We start from the raw sequence: 21,509 nt of genomic DNA, 5'->3' as shown, positions 1-21,509 counted from the left end.
GCCTAGTTGCTGGCCCGATATGGGGTTGGCAGGAAGCCGAGGCTTGCCAATATACGACCGAGCGACACGAGCAGCGGATGGCTTGCCGGCAGCAGCCGCCGGGTCCTGAGGAACAGCGCCATCGATCGAAGGCAGCCGGCGCCGAGACTGAGAGCGTTTTTTGCAATCACCCTGATGGCCGACGTGCTGTGGATCCGATCGATAACATAATTGATGCTTCCGGTGCGCAGCGAGCGCGTCATCAGGAAACGGGCCGAGACGCGTTCCTCGGGTACGAATTCGCGGATAACCGCCTCGGCACACCACCAGGTCTTGAAGCCGGCCTTGCGGCATCTCGTAAAGAACTCCATGTCGCCACCGCCCAGGAAGTTGAAGCGGACATCGAAAAGCGGCGAAGCAAGACCGGCAAATACGCGGCGGCGGATCAGGCAGTTGCCGGAACCGTGGATCTGATCAATTGCCCGGGTCGAGCCTTCTATCGAGCCGAAGAGAAGGTGCTGGGTGACTGCGTCGGACACTGGTACTTCAAACTGCCGGACAACAGGCCCGCCGACGATGTCGGCACCCTCCCGCCGAGCGGTGTCAACGATCGCGGCAAGCCAACCGGGCATGGCCACTTCATCGTCATCGATCATCAACAGAAACTCGGCCTCCGGAAAGCCAGCCATTGCCTCGCCGAACGCACGGTTGATGGCATGGCAATTGCCCTGTCGCTCTTCCGTGGTGACCAGGAATGGCAGGCCGGCCGTGGTGAGAAACTTGCGGGCAAAGTGGGCGCCGGCTGGGTTGGCTGCGTCGTTATCGACAACGACGATGGCGAAGGCGAAATCGGTCAGTTGCTCGGCGAGCGATGTCAGGGTGCGCGCCAGCCATTCCGGTCGACGAAACGTCGGGATGCAAACGACTGCCTCAACGGACCCCTTGCTTTCCTGCATCATCCAAACCTCGATCGCGCAGAGATTGTTCGCCTTGCGGGGTTAGCCGACTTGGCCCGGCCATTGGCGGTGAAGCTTGTAATTGGCTGGCGCCCACTCTACAATCGACGGCTGAGTATGAGGTTAACGGGTCTTCCCAGAACCGTTGCGTCGCTCCGAGTTGCGGGGACGGGAGTGACGCGCGACCCTTGTGCGCCAGCCTCCTTGACGACGAGCCCGGCATTGGCCTGCAATCTCAAACCGAAAACCGCAATCAGCATTGTGAACCAGATCGGTCCGCTATTGCCGAAGAACGGGCTTTCGAGGCAGGCGAGAAAAAGGGAAAAGAGCCAGATCCGCAAGAACAGGCGCGTCAATGCCATGTCGTTGCTGCCGGCAAGCGCGCGGCGGGCATAGCCGACTGGAAGGACCACCAGCCAGATGACCGCCATCACGAGCGCCGGGATGCCGCCATTGATCAACTGTTCCACGTAGCCGTTGTGTGAATTGGCGGCAGTGACGGCCCAGGTGGTCATGGCTTGCCCGCTGTTGAACAAGGCGTCGGTCTGCCAGAAGGACTGAAAGCCATAGCCAATGATGGGCCGCTCGGCGATTGCGGAGAGTGCAAGCCGCCAGATCGAGCCACGGTCGGTAAAGGTTGGATCGATGCCCGCGGAAGCAAGCAGGTTGCTGAAGGAAGGCGAGACCGCCGCAGTCAGCAAGATCAGGTTCAAGCCGACAAGGCCGCCAAGAAGCATCACCACCCCGAGTTTCGTCCAGCGTTCAAAAATCCAGGCAAGCAGCAGGATTGCCGGAAGCATCGCGGCGGAGGTTTTCCCTCCGGCGTGAAGCACGAAGAACCCTGCTGACAATGCAATCAAGAAGCCAAGCCGGGCGTGTCCTGACCTTCTTGCATAGAGGCCGAAGAATACGGCATAGACCATCGCGGCTGCAGCCACGTTCTTGTGGCCAAAATGACCGCGCCAGTCGCCGGCAAGCGACTGCTCTAGCGCGTCTGTCGCTTGATGGATGGCGAGGTGCGGCAGGAGAAGTACGCCAAAATAGGAGAGGCCGATCGTAAAGGTCAGGCCAAGGCACATGAGCCTTGCAAATTGCTCGCCGTTTCTTGGAATGAAGAGCATTGCGTTCGCGCACAGGCAAACAAGGATTGCGAAAACGAGGCGCCTGAAGGCTGCGCTGGGGTCGCCGGCGAAAAGACCCGTGAAGAGCAGCCAGACGAGCAGGCCAATCAGCAGGCCATATGGGCGCAGCAGCAAGTGGCGCGCGGGATTCTGCAGGACAGTGCCAAGGACCACGGCCGACATGGCGATGACGATCAACTGATTGAAAACGTTGGACGTGCTGCCATAAGGTGTGGAGAGGCTCGTGGCGTTTGGATCGGGAAACGGGCTCAATCCGATCCAGAAGTAGCCGAAGACAGCCAGGAAGAGAAGGCCTGCAAAGGTACTGCCTTTGCCCGCAGCTACATCCTTGCCGCTGTCAGCCATGGGCCTTGGCCTGGATCGCGCTCAAGCGGCGATAGTCTCGCCAAAGCCCCGACAAGACTGCGATGGCAAGGCCAAGTCCGAGGCCGACAACGGCGCCGGCGCCAGCCAGCACATAGCCTCGCGGCGGAAAGCTCCGCGTTGTCGGTACGACCGCCGGTGAAACGATCCGCACGTTGGTCGTGTCTATCTGCTGGCGTTCGGCGGCTTCTCCGGCACGTGCCATGAAGGCTTCGTAGACAGTCGCCTTGGCGCGCGCCTCACGCTCCAGTTCGCGCAGATGAATCTGCGCGGCGGTGTCCTGGAATACCGAAGATTTCATCTGGTCTGCTTCGGAGTTCAGCCCGTCGAGTGCCGATCTTGCCTGGTCGAGTTCGGCTTTCGCGGCTTGCACGATGCGTGCCGTCTCCGCGTCGATCTGGCCCTCCAGCGCCCTGAGCTGTGGTTCGAGCGCCAGGATCACGGGATGACGCGGCCCGAGGACCGCCGATTGAGAGGTTACGCGTTGTCGCAGCGTCGAATATTGCGTGCGCAGCATCGTCATCGTTTCCGATTGCAGCGATGACGCGTTCAGGCGGTTCTTTGGATTGGTGGACACGAGTTCGTTGTAACGCGACTGCGCCTGAATGACGCGCGCCTTGGCGTCGATCAGCTGCGTGTTCGTCTGGTTTGACATGAGGGTGCTGACGAGTTCTCCCGAACTCGATTGCAATCCCTGTTCGCGCTTGAACGTCTCAACCGCAGCCTCTGCCTTGGCAACCTCCACCTTCAGGTCACCGAGGCGAGCAAACAGCGAGCTCGCAGCCCGGCCGGCCCCTTCCGATTCCGCCTTGGCCAGCTCTTCCTGGAAGGCGGTCGCGATCGCATTTGTGATGGTGACTGACTTGGCCGCGTCCTGCGTCCACACCGCGATATTGACGATGAAAGAGCGTTCGTCACGACGGGCCGTAACCCGCTTTGCCAGCGCGCGCAGCGCGTCACCGGCCGGGTCCTTGGCTTCAGGCGCAACAAACTCCGGGTCAGCGGTGAGCTTCAGCTCGCCAATCACGCGGCTCAGCACGTTACCCGATGTCAGGACCCGCAGCTTGCTTTCGACATCAAGCAGCTGCGTATCCCGCTGCATGCTTTCGGAGAAGATGTCGTCAGCAACAACCCGGAGATTCGACGGATCGACGAGAAGGTCGATTCCGGCCGTAAAACGCGGCTTCACGACAAGAACGACCGCATAGCCAGCGACAGCGCCGAGGATGGCAAAGGCAAAGATCCAGACGAGACCCGCGCGCAGCCAGTTGAGGATACGGGTCAGGTCGAACTGAAAGAGTTCTTGAAAGGCCGAAGGCCAGTTTTCTGAGGAAAGGGTGGAAGCAGGGGGAGGCGCAACTTTCAGCACCGGCCGCGGCGATGCGGCACCGTCATCCTTTTCCCGGCTCGTCGTCCAGCCACGCGTACTGATGACCGGAGTCTGATGTCGGGAGGCGGCTTCATACATGGCAGCGGGTTCTGATTTACGTGGGCGCGGGAGCGCAAACCTATGGTTAAGAGACCTGATTTTCCTTAAGTATCCATTAATGGCGATTTCAATTTTCGCGTGCGCGTGAAGGAGCTCTCCAATAAAAAAGAGAAGTTAAAGGCCTTGCACGCTTGCGCGGTCGAATTCTGGTTCATTTACACGCAATCCAAGGATATCCATTTATGCGCAGGCGGGACTTCGTTCTCGGCGCAATGGGTGCCGGACTGGCATCCACAGGCGCGCTCGACCCTTTTGTCCGGGGTGATCTGACTGCCAGGGCGGTGCCTGCCAGAGGCCCCATTCCCTACGGTGCGGCCGTGCGCACCGATCTTCTCGACACCGAATTCGACTACAAGCAGGCCATCGTCGATCACTGCCAGCTTGTCGTCGGTGAGGGCGGATTGAAGTGGTTCGACCTGCGTCCGAGCCAGGATCAGTTCGTCTTCGACCAGCCTGACCGCCTGATCGATTTTGCCGATCAAAACGGCATGCAGATGCGCGGCCACACACTTGCCTGGTATGGCGCGATGCCCGATTGGACAAACAGTATCGGGAGCGCGTCGGAAGCCGAACGCGAACTCGTCCATCACATCACCACCGTCGTCGGACGCTATCGGGGGCGGGTTCCGAGCTGGGATGTCGTCAACGAGGCAATCGCCGAACAGCCGGAGAGTGGTGCGACGATCCGTGGCTCGATATGGCAGGAGCGGCTCGGCAAGCGCTACATCGAGCTTGCGCTGCGCACGGCTGCCGCCGCCGATCCTTCGGCTCAGCTCGTCATCAACGATTACAACATTGAAAATCCGACACAGCAGTGCCGCGACCGGCGCCAGGCCTTGCTCGACCTGCTACGTGATCTGAAGGACCGCGATGTGCCGCTCCACGCCGTCGGTATCCAGGGACACCTCCCTGGCGACATGGACATCGACAAGGAGGGCCTATCGAGATTTGTCGAAACGGTGAAGGGAATGCAGCTTGACGTTCTGGTGACCGAACTCGATGTGATCGACAACAAGCTGCCCGCCCGTGAATATGACCGGGACCAGGTCGTCGCAGCACGCGCACACGAATTCCTTAGTGCGATTTCCGAGGCGGCGCGCCCGAGCGCCATTCTGACCTGGGGCATCACTGATCGCTATACCTGGGTGCCGATGTGGTTCAAGCGTGACGACGGCAAGCCCAACCGTCCGTTGCCCCTCGATGCCGGGTGCCGGCCGAAGGCGCTGATGAAGGTCATCGACGAATTCACGCGTGCGGCCGAATGATGTTTCGTCAGATCTCGGCATACATGATTGCGAACGCCGTTTCGGCCCTTTTCGGGTTCGTTTCGGTCGTGCTTTTCACGCGCATGCTTAGCCCGCACGAATACGGCATCTATGTCGTGGGTACGGGTGTTGCTGGTGTCATATCGACCCTGCTTTTCGGCTGGATCAAGTTCTCCGTGCTGCGCTTCGATTCCGAAGGTGGATCGAAGGACGTGCGCACCACTGCCCTTTTCGCTTATGCGGGACTGATGCTGCTCAGTCCGCTGGTCATCCTGGCGACGTGGCTCTTTGCGGAGGATTCGTCGACCTATGTCGTGCCGGCCGTGTTCGTCGCCTTCATGGTCGGGTTGTTCGAGTTCGTGCAGGAAGTGTTCCGGTCTCGCCAGCAGACAGGGGCCTACATGTGGTCGGTCATTCTGCGAGCGGTGCTGACGGTCGTCTTCTCTGCCGTCCTCGTAATGGTATTCGGCATGGGCGGGCAGGGTCTCCTTGTGAGCGTCGCCTGCTCCTATCTCGTGACTTTGTTGGTCTACGCGCCGGGCGTCTGGCGCCGACCGCGCCACCCGTTCGATACCGGGCTGATGAAGGAAATGATGCGCTTCGGCCTGCCGATGACCGCCTCGTCCTTCATCTTCGTGTTGCACACGGTTCTCGACCGAATGATCATCATAACCTATATCGGCGAGACGGCCGCGGGCGTCTATGGTGCCGCTGCCGATCTCGTTCGACAGATCATCCTGTTTCCTGGCGTTGCGATCGGATCCGCAACAATTCCGGTGGCGATCCGTTTGCTGGCGCAGGACGGCCATACGGCTGCCAACCGGCATCTGATGGAAACCGCCGAGGTGCTCCTGACAGTCCTGATGCCGATGGTCGTCGGACTGGCGCTGGTCGCGCCCGGTTTTGCAAGCCTGATCCTCGGCCCCGAGTTTCGCGACGCGGCTGCCATCCTCATCCCGATCCTCGTCTTTGCCTGGCTGTTTCGCTCCATCTCCTATCAGTTCGTGCATGTCAGTTTCCAGCTGGCGAAGAAGCCGAGCCTGATGGGGGCGCAGGGCATGATCATTCTGGCGATCAACATCATTGGCATGGTTGTCCTCGTACCGCGCTTCCAGCTTGTCGGTGCGGCTTGGGCGCTGCTGATCGCCGAGATCGGTGGTGTGATTGCCGGTTACTTCCTGTCCTATCGCGCCCATCGCTTACCGCTCGAACTCCGTCCGATCGTCAAGGTCAGTCTCGCAACCGCAACGATGGCGGTGCCGACCTTCATCGTGGGCAGGCTTCAGACCGGCAACGCTGTCTTCGACCTGACTGTGCCGATCGTCACCGGTGTCGTCGTCTATGCGGCGGCTGCGCTTGCGCTCAACCTGGCCGGCGTCCGCATGGCATTGACGAGGCGACCGCGGCCAGCCTGATCGGGATCACTTTCTTTTGATCTGGCGCCGAATAGAAGGCGAGACAATGCCATTCCGACTTCCGCCAATTCTTAACGTCTCAAGTATATCGGTGAGGAATACGCACGGCGGTCTCTCAATCGGAACGCCTTGCGCGGGAGGGCAATAGTGACGCAGACGGATGTGAACTCGCAAGAAGAGAAGGGGCGTTCCGCCTCTCAGCCGACGGTCTTCGGGTCGCATACAGGTTTGTTCACGGCAGCTGACGACGATGCGCCAAAGAGCGATCTCGCAGTGCTTTTCCTCAGCCCTTGGGGGCTCGAGGAGATGTGTACACGCAGGTTCTATCGCATCCTAGCGGAGCGCTTCGCAGAAATTGGTGTCGCGAGCCTCCGCTTCGACTATCCCGGAACGGTGAATTCGCTGGACGACACGTCGGCCGAACGCGGCCTGTCGGGGTGGTCCGAGGTGATCGGCAAGGCGGCTGAAGAACTCAAGATGCTGTCCGGCACCCGCAAGCTGGTCTTCATTGGTCAAGGTATCGGCGCGAGTCTCGCGCTCATGCAGGCGCGTTCCGCGTCATCACTTGCAGCGATTGCCCTTCTGGCGCCGGTACTGAAAGGAAGGGCCTATCTACGCGAGCTCTCGTTGTTTTCGCGGCTCATTGATGATGGTCTTGGTATAAAGCCTGAACTGCGTGACAGCGCGCCTGGATCGATCGCCGGATTGCGCATGCCCCGTGCTGTCGCAGATGACATCAAGGCAGTCGACCTCAACAGCATCGAAAATACGGCCCTACCACATGTCTTCCTCGCCGAGCGTCCGGGCTTTGAAGCAGATACGACGTTTCGTGATCGGCTGACGTCGGCTGGCTGCCAGCTGCGGGCGATACCATTTTCCGGATATGATATGCTGGTTTCCAACCCGCTGGACCAGGAACTCCCCGAAGCGCTTGTCGATGAGTTGATCGACTGGCTGAAATCGCTGCCGCAATATCACGACCAACGCCCGCTTCCGGCAAAAAAGCCTTCGCCAGTCGCATCGGTCCGTTCGGAGAAAATTCGCGAAACGTCCGTCCGCTTCGGTCAGGATGAACGGCTCTACGGGGTCCTGTGCGAACCCGCTGAAGGTTCGATCGGCGTGACCGCCGTTATTCTGACGACGGCCTATGATCATGCAGCCGGGTGGGCGCGCTCCTCGGTCGCGCTTGCGCGCGAGCTGGCAAAAGTCGGCGTGTCGTCCTTGCGCTTTGACAGCGCGGGTGTCGGGGACAGCCCGCCGGTCGCAGCCCGTCGCAAACAGGTCCTCTATGACGAGGCCCAGATTGCCGATGTCGGAATGGCCCGGGATTATGTCGACAGTCTTGGTCTGGGCGAGCGGACGTTACTGATTGGACGCTGCAGTGGCGCCTACGTCGCCTTTCGAAGTGTGCTCGCCGATCGACGCTGGGACTCCTGCGTGATTGTCAATCCGGTTGCTTTCCGCTGGCGCTTCAAGGGCCTGCCAAAGACATTGAAGGCCTATTTGAGGAATGCCCTCGATCTCGAAACGGTTCGCCGCCTCTGGACCGGTGACGTGGATCTCGGCGCGGTGACAAAGAATATCTCCATGCGTCTCGTGGACCGGATGGCGAACAGGCTGTCTTTCGTCTTCGCGCCCGCCAAGCCGATCACGCAGCTTACAAAGCAGGTGCATCGCGATTTTCAGGCCCTGGCAGGCCGAGGCACCCCGCTTTCGATCATCTATACGGAAGGTGACGAGGGGCAGGAGATGTTTCGGATCAATTTTGGCGACGCGGGCGAAAAGCTCTCTGCCTATCCGAACGTTCAACTGCATCTGTTCCCCGACGCCGACCACAATCTGACGCCGCTGCCGGCACGTGAGAAGATGATTGCGCTGGCAAAGCAACAAGCTCTTTCACTTGGCAACCGCAGCGAACGGCACATTGCAAGCGCGGTTGCGTAGTGCAGTCAGTTCGCCTCCCTCGTCCGGCACCGGATTGGCGGAGTTGGTGCCGTCTGACCGACTGTTTTAGGCTCGTGGATGACAAGCTGAATACTGCCAGAACGCCGTGCATGATGATTGCAAGCGCGGGGTTTCAACTATTGTTTGGCCGTATCTTGATTTGGGTCCTGCTGCTCATAAATTCATATACTTAAGCGTGACGTTCACGCGACGCCTGATAAGCTTCATATTGGGAGGTCATCATGGCAATCTCTCTGATGGATGGAAGGAAAAGGCAGGATTGGGCTAACCTGGTTCTGGCGGTTTGCTTGTTTGTTTCGCCGTGGGTCATGGGATTCGCAGCGGAAGCAATGCCGAGCTGGAATGCCTGGATCGTTGCCGTCATGCTCGCCGCTATGGCAACTGCAGCGCTGTCGGTATTTTCCGAATGGGAGGAATGGGCAAATCTCGTACTCGGCCTCTGGCTGATTGCGTCGCCCTGGCTGCTCGGTTTCACGGCCAATGCGAACGCGATGTGGACGGTTGTCGTGCTTGGCTTGCTCGTTGCGGCCGTATCGCTGTGGGCCGTCTGGGATGTTCATCATCCGCACGCCCACGCATAGACCGCGGCCCGGTCCGGTCGCTGCGGTGGGCTAGGTGATCCGTGTCCACCGCTCAAATGATGGTGTGGTCGTAATTCGCGATCAGCATTGATCGCGAAAACATGGCGATGGCGATCGTGTCGCCGGGAATCGGCCCTCAAACTTCGAATATCAGCAGGAAATAGGCGACGAAGAGAACGAGGTGCACTGCGCCCTGCATGAGGTGCGTGTAGCCGCTCGCAAACGTAATGGTGCTGAGAGCCAGAGTGAGAACGAGCATCACGGTCTCGGTGCGCTCCAGACCAAGCACGACAGGATGGCCAATGAGGTGGCTGACGATCAGCATCGCAGGGACGGTCAAGCCGATTGTGGACAGAACGGATCCCAGGAAAATGTTGACCGACCGTTGCAGATGATTGGCGACGGAGGCCCGCACGGCGCCAATCGCCTCAGGCGTCGCGACGAGGATGGCCATGACAACGCCGCCGAGTGCCGCCGGAGCACGAATTGTTTCGATAACGAAATCGATTGGCGCTGCCAATTGTTCGACGAGAAAAACAACGAGGGCCATGTAGGCAACCAGCAGGATGACGGGAAGCCATAAAGGTCCTTCCCTGGTCCTGACATGCTCGACTGAAACCTCACCGGTGTCTTCGATGAAGAAGCCTCGGTGCCGTCCGGTTTGCAGGATCAAAAATACGCTGTAGAGCCCAACGGAGATGAAGACGAGAACCGCTTGTTGCACAGTCGAATAGGGCAGACCGTTTGTTGGATGCGTGAAGTTCGGCATGATCATGCTAAGCGTTGCCAGGGGCACGATAACGCCGAGATAGGCATTGGCTCCCTGGAGGTTGTGGTGCTGTTCATGCCGCCGCCAGCCTCCGATCAGAAGGCACAGTCCGACCATTCCGTTGAGGATGATCATCACCACGGCAAAGAGCGTGTCGCGCACCAGCGTCGGATTGTTTTCGCCGTGACGCATGACAGCAGTAATGGCCATGACCTCGATCGACGTGATGGCTAGCGTCAGAATAAGCGTCCCATACGGCTCGCCCAGTCGCTCCGCGAGATGATCGGCATGACGCACGACCGCAAGTGCAGAACCAAGCACGACTGAAAACAACCACACAAAGATGATTGCCAGCCATATCGGATTGACGAGCAAGCCGAAGAGAGACTCACCAAAGAACAGGAATATGACGCTCGTCGCAATGCTAACGGCGAGAAGCCATTCCCGGCGCATCGGCGCCGACCAGTGACGTTGCTGCACGGCCACTTCCGGGTTCATTCCTGCGGGCCCCTCGAAGTCGTTTCGATGAATACGCCACAACCCGGCCCGTCCGTCCACTCCCATCGCACAAGTGGCGTCTGGCGGATCGTGCGGCCACTGTGCCGCTAGAATAAATCCTTGCCGACACCGCTCAGCCCAGAATGTCGCGTCTCCAATGTTCCTCGGTTTTAGCAGGCCATTGGCATGCGGATAACGCTATGCAAATCCAGAGCGAGTTTGATGCCGAGCGGCCCGAACATGGCGCGCTGGCCTACTTGCTGGGCAAACTCTCCTGCCTATCTCCCCTCACGAGGTATCATGACAGGCCGTCGGCGGCCTGGGTTGTGCCAATCAAAGGAGGAGTTGATGCCGGAGCCTTTTGTCGTTCATCGCGAGACCCACGTCGCGGCGCCACCTTCGGCGGTTTTTGCCTTGCTCACCGATCCCGAAAAGATCCTTCGCTGGATGGGGACTGAAGCACAGGTCGAACCTCAGCCCGGTGGGCTCTATCTGGTCAACGTTACCGGCGCTCGCTTCGCGCGTGGCTCGTTCCGAGAGGTCGTGCCTGTCCATCGGCTCGCCTACAGCTTTGGCTGGGATGGCAGCGAGATAGTCCCGCCAGGGTCGAGCCTGGTGGAGATAGACCTGATCGAGAAACCCGACGGAACCCTGTTGAAGCTGACACATACCGGATTGCCGAATGCCGAGCAGTGTGCCGGGCATGCCGAAGGGTGGGAGCATTATCTCGGCCGAATGGCGCAGTGTGCGGCCGGACGCGATCCGGGTCCGGATCCGTGGGCCGGTCGAGCTGGATGACGGTCCGCCGCCTCGGTTGGAGCTGCCTGAGCGGCTCGGACCGCGGGTGACAGCTCTCAGCCGGCATGGCATGATTTAAGCATGGATCTGCCCAACTCGCTTGCATGGTTGATCGATGAAGCCGGCACATCGCCGGATCCCGACTGGTTCCTGGCCGAATTGGGCCGGCGGCTGCTGATAGATGGTCTGCCGCTGGCAGGCGGTGCCCTTACGCTTGCGGCACCGCACCCAATCATCGCCCGCCGCACCTGGTTATGGCGAGCCGGGACCGGAGCCGTAATCGAGGCTTTGAGCTTCACTGATATTTCACGCAATCAAGCTGGGCATGAATGGTTGTCTGGTCTTGGGCCGGTGGCGGAGGACATCGTGGGCCTTGCGCCAGACAGCCCGGTTCTGGGATGGGCCGGGACGCGTCCGTTCACGCCTGCGGAAGCCGGCGACCTACGTCAGGTGGCACGTTTTGCAGCGCCGTCTTTAGCCGCGTTAGCTGCAAGGGTTGGATTGACCACGCTTCTCGAAGCCTATCTTGGCAAACGAAGTGCTGCCCGCGTGCAGGCTGGCGCTTTGTCTCGAGGCACCGGTGAGACGATACCGGCCGCTCTGCTCTGCGCGGATCTGCGAGATTTTACTGCGCTCTCCGAAGCAACCGAGCCAGCGGTGATGATCGCTACGCTCGATGCCTGGTTTGATCGTATTGCCGGTGCGGTTCATGCCTTCGGGGGCGAGGTGCTGAAGTTCATGGGGGATGGGGTATTGGCAATCTTCCCGGTCACCACTACGCCTGCCAGTGCCTGCGAGGCGGCACTTCGCGCCGTTGCTTCGGCCCGCGCTGGTATGGCTCATCTCGATACCGTGCGCCAGGGCCAGGGTTTGCCAACACTTCCCTTCGGTGTGGCACTGCATTTCGGGGAAATCCTCTGGGGTAATATAGGTGCTGCTGACCGGCTGGATTTCACCGCAATCGGCCCGGCAGTGAATTTGGTCAGCCGGCTTGAAGGCCTCTGCAAGCCATTGGGGCGTACGGTACTGCTTTCCGGCGAGGTCGCGGCAGAGACGACCACCACCCTGGTTTCCATGGGTTACCATTCGCTGCGCGGCATTGCCGAGCCCTGTGCCGTATTCACGCTTCCCGGCGACTGAGGTCACGGAGAGCGATCACTAGAACCAGACATCGGCGACTGTGCGCCCGTCCGACGGCAGATCCTCGAAACTGTGGAGGCCATCAAACCGTAGCAGGGGGATGTCGGCCACGTCAGCGGGCTCGGCGAGACGAAGGTTGACGGCGATTCTCGTCTGCCCGTTGTCGCCTGGCCTCAATCCACGCCAACTGACGAGATTGCCGCAGCGGCGACAGAAGTTGAAGGAAAGGCTTTGTGAGCCGCAGATATAAGCGGTGAGCGCGTCGGTCGTGTCGACGACCCGAATTCCTTGGCCCTCATACTCGTAGGCCCAGAGGACGCCATAGCGCCGGCAAACCGTGCAATTGCAGATCGTCGCATCGGGAATGGTGCCACGAAACTCCCAGTGAACCGCTCTGCAATGACAGGAGCCGCGGGTTATTTTGACGGCGGTCTGCTGCGCTTCCTCCGTGGTCATGAAAACTCTCCCCGACGATTGCCTCATATCTTCTAACGCAGATGGGGCGGGTCCGACAGGTGCGATGTTGCCAGTTGGGCGGCAGCGATCGCTGCCGGGTGCGTCTAGGCTGTCAAATTGACGCGTGGATTCAGGATCGCCCCGGCCTATTTTGCGGCCGCGTCCCCTGTTCCTCGTCCTGCCAACGTGCTGAGCACGAGCACGATGTCCTGCCAGAAACCGGCTTTTTGAATGTAGCGGGCATCGGCCTGCGCGAGAGCCTCAGGCGTCGACATGTCAATTCCTTGAAGCTGGGCCAGTCCGGTTATGCCAGGCCTCACCGAAAACACCTTGAGTTTACGTCGTGCGACGATGACGTCATGCTGCGATGGGAGGCATGGGCGAGGACCGACGAAGCTCATTTCACCGCGCAGGACGTTGATCAGTTGAGGCAGTTCGTCGAGCTTGTAAGCGCGCAGCTTTCTGCCGAGCGGCGTGATCCAGGAGGAAGCCGCATCATGAGAGCCGACGTTCGGAGAACCCGCTGCCATCGTCCGGAATTTGATGCAAACAAATGGTACCTCACTCCGACCAACGCGCTCCTGAAGAAACAAGGCGCCGCCAGGCGACGATCTGCGTACCAGGACCACAAGGATGAGCAGAACCGGAGAGAGAACGACAAGGCCGAGGCACGCAGCGCAGATATCAAACAGTCGCTTCAAAGACCTGTTAAAGCTGTTGACCATCGGGATATTCGTGTTCCTGTCTCGAAAATTCACGCCAAACGTTTCAGCACGAGCGCTTCAGTGCGGTTCGCATATCAAAAGGCGGCGCCCAGTCCAATAGCGCGCGCGTATGCGAAATGTCCACTTCCAACCAGTCGGTGAGGCGGTTTACCAGCTCTGTCTTGCCGGTTGCGCGGCCGAGGAAGTTGAGAACGCCGGGAGGGCACGGAAGCAATCGCGCCGAACACCCCATCGCGGTCGCCAGCCGCCTCATCAATTCTGGCGTCGAGACCGCTTCGCCGTCGCCCGCCAGGAATATTTGGCCAGCGGCGGCGGGATGAGATGCGGCGGTCACGATCAGATCGGTGAGATTCTCGACGTATACCATGGATCTTCGATTGTCGATCGAAGCCAGGGGCAAAGGAATGCCGCTCCGAACGAGCCGTTTGAGCGCTCGGAAGCTTCCTTCAGCGCCACGTCCATAGACCAGCGGCGGGCGGATAATGACGATCTCCATCCCAGTTGTCTTCGAAAGCGCGATCAGGGCTTGTTCCGCTTCGAGCTTTGAGACGGCATATTCTGTCGTCGGAGCAGCTGGATCATGCGACGTGATAGCACGCCCGGCGAACGATCGTTCCCCGTTCACCTTGATCGTGCTGATGAACACGAACCGTTTGACCCCTGCGGCGGCAGCCTGTTTAGCAAGGTTGATGGTTCCTTCGGCGTTCACCCTACGGAAGACATCTGGCCCCGCGTCCGACCCATCGATGACCTTCTGGTTTGCCGCCGCCAGGTGGATGGCGACATCGACGCCGCTCAGGGCAGCTTTCCAATCCGTCGCAGCATCGATGCTCCCGACGGCAACAGACCCTGCTCGGGGAGAGCGGCTGGCCGTCCTGTAGGTGAGATTGCGGACACGGAGTGCCTGCTGAAGATCCTGACCGACAAAACCTGTCGCGCCGGTAACGAGTAGCATTCTCAGCTCCGAACCGATTGCAGAACGGCAAGCGATATCCCGATCAACTGGAGGCACCCTGCCGAATGGACACCAGATCGACGACCCCGTCGAACGGATGATAGTCCTGCACAAGCTCGCTTAGAATGCGCCGCAGTGCCTCGACATCTCCTTCGTCAGCGGCGGAACTCAATTGCTGGAGTTTCGGCATCAGCATCTCCAAGGCGATAAACCGCTCCCGTGCGCGCATGATCTTGGCATGTTCCGTCAGCTCGGGATTGTCACCAATCAACAGCTCTTCGTAAAGCTTCTCTCCCGGCCGCAGGCCGGTCGTAACGATGCTGATGTCGCCGGACGGATTTCGTTCATCTTTGACGACCAGGCCGGAAAGTTCGACCATGCGCCGAGCGAGATCGATGATCTTGACCGGCTCGCCCATGTCGAGGACGAAGACATCGCCTCCCTTGGCCATGGAGCCGGCCTGGATCACGAGTTCGGTCGCCTCAGGCACCGTCATGAAGAAGCGCGTGATCTCGGGATGCGTCAACGTGATCGGGCCGCCCTGACGAATTTGCTGGCGAAAGAGCGGAACCACCGAACCGGAGGATCCAAGGACATTGCCGAACCGCACCATGGTGAGAACCGTCGAGGCGCCCTCTGCCGCCAACCCCTGAAGCGCCATTTCCGCGAGCCGCTTGGTGGCGCCCATGATATTGGTCGGCCTGACAGCCTTGTCCGTGCTGATCAGTATGAACCTTTCGGCGCCGGCATCGATCGCTGCCCGTGCAACCGTCACCGTGCCAAAAACGTTCGTTTTGACGCCTTCGACCGGATTTTTCTCGACCAGCGGCACATGCTTGTAGGCGGCAGCGTGATAGACCATGTTCGGCCGCCAGGTCTCCATGATCTTCTGGATACGATGTTCGTCGCAAACACTGGCAAGCAGGGGAACGATCTGAAGCCCGCTATCCGGGTTGCTGCCGAGAAGTTCGTTCTCCAGGGCGTAGAGCCCGTATTCATTCTGGTCGAGAATCAATAAGAGAGCGGGCTTCAGTCGAGCCAGTCCGCGGCAAAGCTCGCTGCCGATCGAGCCGGCCGCGCCCGTGATGAGCACCACTCGGCCACGGATGTTCCGTTCCAGCAGCGTCTGGTCGGGCGCTACCGGCGTGCGGCCCAAAAGGTCCTCTGTATCCAGTTCCTGCAGATCGGTGAATTCTGCCTGGCCGCCGGCCAGGGCGTTCAGATCGGGGATAGTGCGAACAGCAACGCGCGCGCCCCTGAGTTTCTCCAGGATTTCGTTGCGACGCGACCGGTCGATCTTGGGAAGTGCCAGAAGGATCGTGCGCACGTTCAGCCGCGCGCTCAGCTCGACGATCTTTTCCGGATCGTAGACCGCCACGCCGCCAATGAGGCTTCCATGGAGGTTCCTGTCGTCGTCGAGATAGCCGACAACCTTCAAGTCAGCGCTGCTGCTCAAGGCGCCGGCAACCTGCCGACCACGGAAGCCGGCACCGTAGACGAGCATGTTCGTCTGCGTGCTCTGACGGAGGATCCGCTTGTAGGCTTCATGCAGGAAGTACCGCGCTGTAAAGCGAGAAAGACCGATCGCAAGCAGCAGCAGCAGGGGTTGCATGATCCCCACGGTGCGAGGCACTCCGGGGAAGCTGATCGCCGTAAAGACGGCCATGAAGGCAAGGCCATAAATGGTCACGGCCTTCAGAACGGTAACGAAGGCCGACCAGCCGAGGAAGCGGAAGATTGCCCGGTATAGACCCATCGTGATGAAGATCGGCAGGGCAATTATGAGTGAAACGGGAATGGTCAGGAGCTGAATTCCCGTCAGCGCCACCCATTCATTCAGGCGAAAGCAGAAGGCGAGCCAGATGGTCAGAATGCAGAGGCAGGAATCGACCAGCAGCGCCAATACCCGCTTGGCGGGCCTCGGCAGGTCGAGAATGCTCTGAACGTACCTGTCGGAAAGCGCCCGCATCTGATCCTACCCTTGCACGCGCGCGGGGATTGCGTCGGACGGGCCGCTGATATCAGGAACAACGTCACTTCGCTGACCCAAGCGCGAACGCAACCTCATCGAACAGGCAAAACATGTGGCAGCAAACAGCAACGCATAGGACTCGCCGATCGCGAGGCGATTGTTGGAATTGCTCAGGATTGTGAAGCCAAAGTAAACCGCGAGCGTCAGGTAGCAGGCAAAAGCGCTCTTGCTGATCACGCCTGCCGATGAAGCACGATAGACACGATAGATGCCTGACAAAACGATAAGCGCCAATATCGCGAGGCCGGCGATGCCATATCGAACCAGAATCTCCAGATAGCCGTTATGCAACAGCGTGTATGGCACGCTGGCATAAGATGTGGTCCGCCAGATCGTAAGCCACCCGTTGCCGCTGCCGAAAATCGGTGAGACGGCTATGACACTCAGCGCGTTGGTCCAAAGCTGCAACCGTTCATCCAACGACATCGGGGTCTGTGATGATTCGATTGCCTCCTTCATCACGTGCTCAAGCGGAGCACCGCTATCCAATCGTTCCGCGATCATCACAACGGAGTTGAGTGTCGCGCCCCCGTAATGCGCGACGTTGCCACGGACCTCGTAGATGCCCCACGAAAGGAGCAGGAGCCCAGCGATCGCGGCGGCCAGTACGGTCTTTGTCCTGAGATAAACGAGGGTCGTGACAGTCATCAGACCAACGGCAGGCACCAGCGCCAGCCACACACCTTTGGACTTGGCGCCATAAATATTGAAAATCGCCAAGCCGATAACCGCCAGGGCGATCGCCAGCACAATTGCCTTTGTCCGCGCAGAGCTGCCGGTCTCCCACTGATGCAGCGCCCAGTAGAAGGCTCCGATGAAGATGAAGCCGCACCCGACGGCGCCGTGAATGGAATTATGATGGAAAGCGGGAGATATGTACTCGCCCGCCACGATTGCTGAAAACGGCGTCGACGCAGCCAGAAGGACGAGCGCACTGCAGAAGAAGGCCAACAAAATTGGCTTGATGAGATGCCAACTCGTCTGCAGTGTCACGCCCATCGCGGGAAAAAAGATTGCGAAAGCGTAGAGCCATTCGGACGCGCCTTTCTCACCGGCTGAAATCAAGCCGAAGAGGAATCTCAACAAAGCAAAGACGCCCCAGGCAATGCAGACAATCGCCAGCCAGTCGGTCAATGCCGGGCGGAAATGGGCCTTGCGAAGCGCAAAGGTCAAGCCCATGAGCAGGATGGCAGCATATCGATAGACATCGGTTTCTATCAACGTGACTGACATCATGGCCAGCCACAAGATGCATGTGGTGATGTTGAGGGCGGACGATTTCACCTCGCTGCGAAAAGCGGGCGCCATCATGACAGTGCATACCGGATTCGGCGTGCATACTCGATTACGCGAAGAAAATGCGTCGCGAGCTTACGCGCGCCTCGCAATTTTACGGCACGGTATTGAGCCCGGTCTGCTATCTGGCTCATAGCAGAGCGCGCGGACAACTCGACGATATTTTGCCGAACTGTGTAAATGCTGACGCCAGTCTTCCACCCGCGCTCGAGCGTCATGTCGTAGGGGAACTCGATGTTGTCGGCGCATTCAAGCAGCTTTCCGGCTCCTTTGCGTGTGACCAGGTAGCAAGCAGCCGATCCCTGCGGACCGTGCAGACAGCGCCCAACTTCATCTCCATACTCTGAAACGGCCACTGTCCGGCACCACTTTGATCTGTGATTAAGCAACTTTACCACCTCTGCGGAAGGCACTGCTCGTAAGATTGCAGCTGCCCTGAGGGTAAAATCGTGACGCAATTCGACGTCATCTTCCATGATGATGGCGTTTTCGTAGTCGCTGGACAGAAAGACTTCCAAGGCCCTGATGTGGGCACGATAGCAGCCATATTCGCCAGGCAGCATCTGCCGCCCGTTGCTGCGCAGGAACGCCTTCTCGTTGAACCCGGATCTTTGTGTCGCCGGGATCGCATTTCCATCAACGCCGGGAACTCGGTCGATCTGCATGCCAGCCAAGGTTGCCTGCGACGAAACTTCCGCCCATCGCTTTGAAGAACTGTCCAGATTGATCACGTAGGCACCGATCAAGGGTTGCAAACGCTTCATTCCTGCGGGGGTGTTCAATTTCAGCATCTGATCCGCGTCATATGTGGCACTTCCCTGGCCCTGCGTCGCTCCTGCCTCGAAGGGATTGCGGAGGCCACAAGCAATTGGCCGCCTTTGAGCGGCTTTTAATGGATAGTATTTCCGTCCATCCTTATCTACAACACCTTTTACGTGTGCATCCACAATTGAGACAGTGGTCATGTCGCGAGAGCGAGGCCAACGCGACATCAAGTCCCTGCTGTAGCGATCACGCAAAATCCAGCGCAGAAGCCTCCTATCTTCAACATGGCCGGTCTTTGCAAGCCAAATGTAGAATCAGTGCATCAGTTTTCGAGATTTGCTGTCCCGCTTCCGAGCTTTGCCCTAACCCCAATGCGTTGGTTGGCTGGCTGTCGAAAGGGCGGCAACCGCGAAAACTTGCGATCGAAATCGAAACTCCCTGCACAGACTTCCTGTTGCTGCCAGATCGCCCCTTGCGTGCGCTTGTGCCTCTGCTAAGCCTTCTCAGGCTGCAAAACGAAACGCAAGTGAAAGAGACAGGGCTCATGTTCCTGAGCGATCGCCAAACGGAAATAGTCGGTATGGCCAAATCGAACGGCCGCGTTTTCGTCGAGGATCTGGCTGCGCATTTCTCCGTCACGCCACAGACGATCCGCAAGGATCTGAACGACCTCTGCGATGCGCAGATCCTGACCCGCGTCCATGGTGGAGCGACCTTCCCGAGTGGAACCGAGAACGTGAAATACGAGGCCAGACGTCAGATTGCGGCCACGGAGAAACAGGCAATCGGCGTTGCAGCAGCCGCTCTCATTCCCAATAACGCCTCGCTTTTCATCAATATCGGCACGACAACCGAGGCGGTCGGGGAGGCGTTGACGAACCATCACGAACTGATGGTCATCACCAACAACATCAACGTTGCCAACAGACTGCGACTGTTCCCGACGATAGAGGTTGTCATCGCTGGCGGCGTGGTGCGTGGCTCCGATGGCGGCATTGTGGGGGAGGCAGCCGTCGATTTCATCAGGCAGTTCAAGGTAGACTATGCGGTCATCGGCGCGTCTGCGATCGACGAGGATGGCGCACTGCTTGACTATGACTTTCGCGAAGTGAAAGTCGCGCAGGCAATCATCGCAAATGCGCGGCATGTCATCCTCGTGGCCGATTCAACAAAATTCGAGCGGACTGCGCCCGTCCGCATTGCGCAACTTCCCCAGGTGCATACGTTCATCACCGATCGGTGCATTGCGCCGTCGATCCGCCGCCTCTGTCAGGAAAACAGCGTGAAGTTGATCGAGACCGGATCAGCGGATGCATAGCCACTGACAATTTGGGGTTCATTTCATCCAGGTCCTACGCTAGCTTTTGCCCATGAGTCTAGAAACCGTTCGCGCGTTCTTCCGCGCACATGCACCCGACGTCGAGATCATCGAAACCGCCGAAAGTTCCTCGACGGTGGCGCTGGCTGCGGAGGCGCATGGGGTCGATCCCGCCCAGATAGCCAAGACGATCTGCCTGCGTGTCGGTGAGAAAACGATGCTTGTCGTTGCCGGCGGGCTTGCCCGGCTCGACAACAGGAAGTTCAAGGATACCTTCGGGAGCAAGGGCCGGATGCTTGGGCCAGACGAGGTCGTGGAGGTGACAGGCCATCCCGTGGGGGGTGTCTGCCCCTTCGGTTTACAAACGATTATGCCGATTTATTGCGACGTCTCGCTGAGGCAATTTGACGAGGTGGTACCAGCAGCCGGCTCCACCAATTCAGCGGTACGCATATCGACCGAACGCTTGGCGGAACTCACCAAGGCAACCTGGGTCGATGTCTGCCAATGAAGATCGCCCCCTAAGGCTTCAAACCCGCGAGGCAATCCCTATATAAGCTCCCGACATGCATCGTTTGTCATGACAGGAGAGATTGGATGCCGAGTGCCGTTTCGCGTTTTGCCAAGGTTGCGGCGATTGCCGCTCTGACAGGCGCTACCGTGTTTGCCTCGATCGGCGAGGCTGATGCGCGCCGGGCTGGCGGCTTCGGATTCGGCAGCCGTGGTACACGGACCTTCCAGGCGCCGCCCGTTACCCGCACCGCGCCTTCGCCTGCCGCACCGATTGAGCGTTCGATGACGCCTCGCCCGCAGACCAACGCGCCGTATGCCGGCCAGCAACCGCTCGGCGCGCAGAGGCCCGGCTTCTTCAACGGCTTCGGACGGTCGATGATCGGCGGCCTCATCGCTGGCGGTCTTCTTGGCATGTTGCTCGGCCACGGTTTTGGTGGCGGCTTCGGCTTCCTCGGCATGTTGCTGCAAATCGCTCTGATTGCGATTGCGATTTCCTTTGCCATGCGTTTCTTCGCCAATCGCCGCCAACCGGCCTACGGCGGTCCTGGTCGCGCAACGGCTAGCAATATGACTCCAGCCGGCAACGGGTCGTTTCAGATCCCGTCGATTGGATCGGGGCTAGGCTATCAACAGCCACAGGCAAGCGCGAAACCAAATGACGAGCTCGGGTTGAGTCCACGCGATCTTGACCGCTTCGAGCAACTGCTGACGGAGGTGCAGACCGCTTATGGTGCCGAAGACTACGGCACATTGCGTCGTCTGACGACACCGGAGGCCATGTCCTACCTGGCCGAGGAGCTGGGGGAGAATGCGACGAACGGCGTGCGCAACGAAGTCTCCAACGTCAAGCTGCTGCAGGGCGATATTGCCGAAGCCTGGCGGGAGGATGGCGCGGACTACGCGACGCTCGCGATGCGCTATTCGTCTGTTGATGCGCTTGTCGAGCGGGCAAATGGCAAGCTCGTCAGTGGGGACAACAGTCGACCTACGGAAACAACGGAAGTCTGGACCTTCGTCCGCAAGGGGGCGGACGAGTGGAAGCTTGCCGCGATCCAGGGCACGGAGCAGCGCGCCGCGTAACCTCGCGGC

19 protein-coding genes are annotated in these 21,509 nt (G+C 59.5%); 9 read left to right on the top strand and 10 right to left on the bottom strand.

Going from position 1 to position 21,509, the window contains the following annotated elements:
* Positions 1–2 precede the first annotated feature (2 nt).
* The 3 genes from C934_RS0118535 to C934_RS0118525 form a co-directional block, all read right to left on the bottom strand.
* Positions 3–935: a glycosyltransferase family 2 protein gene (locus C934_RS0118535; RefSeq protein WP_026371912.1), complete on the bottom strand. Its 933-nt coding sequence runs from the start codon at positions 933–935 to the stop codon at positions 3–5.
* Between the two features lie 98 nt (positions 936–1,033).
* Positions 1,034–2,422, bottom strand: a complete 1,389-nt coding sequence (locus C934_RS0118530) for an O-antigen ligase family protein (RefSeq protein WP_018858142.1) — start codon at positions 2,420–2,422, stop codon at positions 1,034–1,036.
* Positions 2,415–3,908 (bottom strand): GumC family protein, encoded by a 1,494-nt coding sequence (locus C934_RS0118525; protein WP_018858141.1) that lies wholly within the window; start codon positions 3,906–3,908, stop codon positions 2,415–2,417. The genes C934_RS0118530 and C934_RS0118525 overlap by 8 nt, the downstream gene beginning before the upstream one ends.
* Positions 3,909–4,111: 203 nt before the next feature.
* On the opposite strand from C934_RS0118525, the gene C934_RS0118520 reads away from it, so the two are divergent.
* From C934_RS0118520 to C934_RS0118505, 4 genes are all read left to right on the top strand, one after another.
* Complete coding sequence (locus tag C934_RS0118520; RefSeq protein WP_018858140.1) at positions 4,112–5,194, top strand: endo-1,4-beta-xylanase; 1,083 nt, start codon at positions 4,112–4,114, stop codon at positions 5,192–5,194.
* Entirely contained in the window at positions 5,191–6,609 is a 1,419-nt protein-coding gene (locus C934_RS0118515; protein WP_018858139.1) for a lipopolysaccharide biosynthesis protein, read from the top strand. Before C934_RS0118520 ends, C934_RS0118515 begins: the two co-directional genes overlap by 4 nt.
* Positions 6,610–6,756: 147 nt before the next feature.
* On the top strand, positions 6,757–8,553 hold the full coding sequence (locus C934_RS0118510) for an alpha/beta fold hydrolase (RefSeq protein ID WP_018858138.1): 1,797 nt from the start codon (positions 6,757–6,759) through the stop codon (positions 8,551–8,553).
* A gap of 242 nt (positions 8,554–8,795) precedes the next feature.
* Positions 8,796–9,155, top strand: coding sequence for an SPW repeat protein (locus C934_RS0118505; RefSeq protein ID WP_018858137.1), 360 nt, complete (start codon positions 8,796–8,798; stop codon positions 9,153–9,155).
* 136 nt (positions 9,156–9,291) lie between these two features.
* Here C934_RS0118505 and C934_RS0118500 read toward each other — a convergent pair whose 3' ends face one another.
* The gene (locus tag C934_RS0118500; protein ID WP_018858136.1) at positions 9,292–10,422 is read right to left on the bottom strand and encodes a calcium:proton antiporter; all 1,131 of its coding nucleotides are present in this window, start codon (positions 10,420–10,422) and stop codon (positions 9,292–9,294) included.
* A 348-nt stretch (positions 10,423–10,770) separates the two neighbouring features.
* Between C934_RS0118500 and C934_RS0118495 the strand changes: the two genes are divergently transcribed.
* Together C934_RS0118495 and C934_RS0118490 are read left to right on the top strand one after the other, a co-directional pair.
* Positions 10,771–11,220: an SRPBCC family protein gene (locus C934_RS0118495; protein ID WP_018858135.1), complete on the top strand. Its 450-nt coding sequence runs from the start codon at positions 10,771–10,773 to the stop codon at positions 11,218–11,220.
* Between the two features lie 81 nt (positions 11,221–11,301).
* Complete coding sequence (locus tag C934_RS0118490; RefSeq protein ID WP_018858134.1) at positions 11,302–12,360, top strand: adenylate/guanylate cyclase domain-containing protein; 1,059 nt, start codon at positions 11,302–11,304, stop codon at positions 12,358–12,360.
* A gap of 18 nt (positions 12,361–12,378) precedes the next feature.
* On the opposite strand, the gene C934_RS0118485 is transcribed toward C934_RS0118490, so the two are convergent.
* The 6 genes from C934_RS0118485 to C934_RS0118460 all read right to left on the bottom strand — a co-directional run bounded on the left by C934_RS0118485 (position 12,379) and on the right by C934_RS0118460 (position 18,615).
* Positions 12,379–12,816: a GFA family protein gene (locus tag C934_RS0118485; protein ID WP_018858133.1), complete on the bottom strand. Its 438-nt coding sequence runs from the start codon at positions 12,814–12,816 to the stop codon at positions 12,379–12,381.
* Between the two features lie 146 nt (positions 12,817–12,962).
* Positions 12,963–13,541: a sugar transferase gene (locus C934_RS0118480; protein ID WP_018858132.1), complete on the bottom strand. Its 579-nt coding sequence runs from the start codon at positions 13,539–13,541 to the stop codon at positions 12,963–12,965.
* A gap of 43 nt (positions 13,542–13,584) precedes the next feature.
* Complete coding sequence (locus C934_RS0118475) at positions 13,585–14,496, bottom strand: NAD-dependent epimerase/dehydratase family protein (protein ID WP_018858131.1); 912 nt, start codon at positions 14,494–14,496, stop codon at positions 13,585–13,587.
* Between the two features lie 43 nt (positions 14,497–14,539).
* Entirely contained in the window at positions 14,540–16,465 is a 1,926-nt protein-coding gene (locus C934_RS0118470) for a polysaccharide biosynthesis protein (RefSeq protein ID WP_018858130.1), read from the bottom strand.
* A gap of 6 nt (positions 16,466–16,471) precedes the next feature.
* Positions 16,472–17,761, bottom strand: a complete 1,290-nt coding sequence (locus tag C934_RS0118465; protein WP_245267969.1) for an O-antigen ligase family protein — start codon at positions 17,759–17,761, stop codon at positions 16,472–16,474.
* Between the two features lie 74 nt (positions 17,762–17,835).
* A complete protein-coding gene (locus tag C934_RS0118460; RefSeq protein WP_018858128.1) occupies positions 17,836–18,615 on the bottom strand; it encodes a glycosyltransferase family 25 protein in 780 nt (259 codons plus the stop codon).
* A 518-nt stretch (positions 18,616–19,133) separates the two neighbouring features.
* Here C934_RS0118460 and C934_RS0118455 point away from each other — a divergent pair.
* The 3 genes from C934_RS0118455 (at position 19,134) to C934_RS0118445 (ending at position 21,500) form a co-directional block, all read left to right on the top strand.
* A complete protein-coding gene (locus C934_RS0118455; protein ID WP_026371909.1) occupies positions 19,134–19,907 on the top strand; it encodes a DeoR/GlpR family DNA-binding transcription regulator in 774 nt (257 codons plus the stop codon).
* Between the two features lie 52 nt (positions 19,908–19,959).
* Positions 19,960–20,418 carry a YbaK/EbsC family protein gene (locus C934_RS0118450; protein ID WP_018858126.1) on the top strand — a complete coding sequence of 153 codons (459 nt, stop codon included), beginning with the start codon at positions 19,960–19,962 and terminating at the stop codon, positions 20,416–20,418.
* Positions 20,419–20,504: 86 nt separating this feature from the next.
* Entirely contained in the window at positions 20,505–21,500 is a 996-nt protein-coding gene (locus tag C934_RS0118445) for a Tim44 domain-containing protein (RefSeq protein WP_018858125.1), read from the top strand.
* Positions 21,501–21,509: the final 9 nt, after the last annotated feature.

It is taken from the genome of Rhizobium sp. 42MFCr.1, assembly GCF_000377185.1.
In the GTDB taxonomy this organism is placed as follows: Bacteria; Pseudomonadota; Alphaproteobacteria; order Rhizobiales; family Rhizobiaceae; genus Rhizobium; species Rhizobium altiplani.
This window is presented reverse-complemented; position numbering and strand designations above follow the sequence as displayed.

Bases quoted from the DNA above. Each gene is read 5' to 3' on its own strand.
- C934_RS0118535 (WP_026371912.1), bottom strand. From the start codon at position 935: ATGCAGGAAAGCAAGGGGTCCGTTGAGGCAGTCGTTTGCATCCCGACG.
- C934_RS0118530 (WP_018858142.1), bottom strand. From the start codon at position 2,422: ATGGCTGACAGCGGCAAGGATGTAGCTGCGGGCAAAGGCAGTACCTTT.
- C934_RS0118525 (WP_018858141.1), bottom strand. From the start codon at position 3,908: ATGTATGAAGCCGCCTCCCGACATCAGACTCCGGTCATCAGTACGCGT.
- C934_RS0118520 (WP_018858140.1), top strand. From the start codon at position 4,112: ATGCGCAGGCGGGACTTCGTTCTCGGCGCAATGGGTGCCGGACTGGCA.
- C934_RS0118515 (WP_018858139.1), top strand. From the start codon at position 5,191: ATGATGTTTCGTCAGATCTCGGCATACATGATTGCGAACGCCGTTTCG.
- C934_RS0118505 (WP_018858137.1), top strand. From the start codon at position 8,796: ATGGCAATCTCTCTGATGGATGGAAGGAAAAGGCAGGATTGGGCTAAC.
- C934_RS0118500 (WP_018858136.1), bottom strand. From the start codon at position 10,422: ATGAACCCGGAAGTGGCCGTGCAGCAACGTCACTGGTCGGCGCCGATG.
- C934_RS0118495 (WP_018858135.1), top strand. From the start codon at position 10,771: ATGCCGGAGCCTTTTGTCGTTCATCGCGAGACCCACGTCGCGGCGCCA.
- C934_RS0118490 (WP_018858134.1), top strand. From the start codon at position 11,302: ATGGATCTGCCCAACTCGCTTGCATGGTTGATCGATGAAGCCGGCACA.
- C934_RS0118485 (WP_018858133.1), bottom strand. From the start codon at position 12,816: ATGACCACGGAGGAAGCGCAGCAGACCGCCGTCAAAATAACCCGCGGC.
- C934_RS0118480 (WP_018858132.1), bottom strand. From the start codon at position 13,541: ATGGTCAACAGCTTTAACAGGTCTTTGAAGCGACTGTTTGATATCTGC.
- C934_RS0118475 (WP_018858131.1), bottom strand. From the start codon at position 14,496: ATGCTACTCGTTACCGGCGCGACAGGTTTTGTCGGTCAGGATCTTCAG.
- C934_RS0118470 (WP_018858130.1), bottom strand. From the start codon at position 16,465: ATGCGGGCGCTTTCCGACAGGTACGTTCAGAGCATTCTCGACCTGCCG.
- C934_RS0118465 (WP_245267969.1), bottom strand. From the start codon at position 17,761: ATGTCAGTCACGTTGATAGAAACCGATGTCTATCGATATGCTGCCATC.
- C934_RS0118460 (WP_018858128.1), bottom strand. From the start codon at position 18,615: ATGCTGAAATTGAACACCCCCGCAGGAATGAAGCGTTTGCAACCCTTG.
- C934_RS0118455 (WP_026371909.1), top strand. From the start codon at position 19,134: ATGTTCCTGAGCGATCGCCAAACGGAAATAGTCGGTATGGCCAAATCG.
- C934_RS0118450 (WP_018858126.1), top strand. From the start codon at position 19,960: ATGAGTCTAGAAACCGTTCGCGCGTTCTTCCGCGCACATGCACCCGAC.
- C934_RS0118445 (WP_018858125.1), top strand. From the start codon at position 20,505: ATGCCGAGTGCCGTTTCGCGTTTTGCCAAGGTTGCGGCGATTGCCGCT.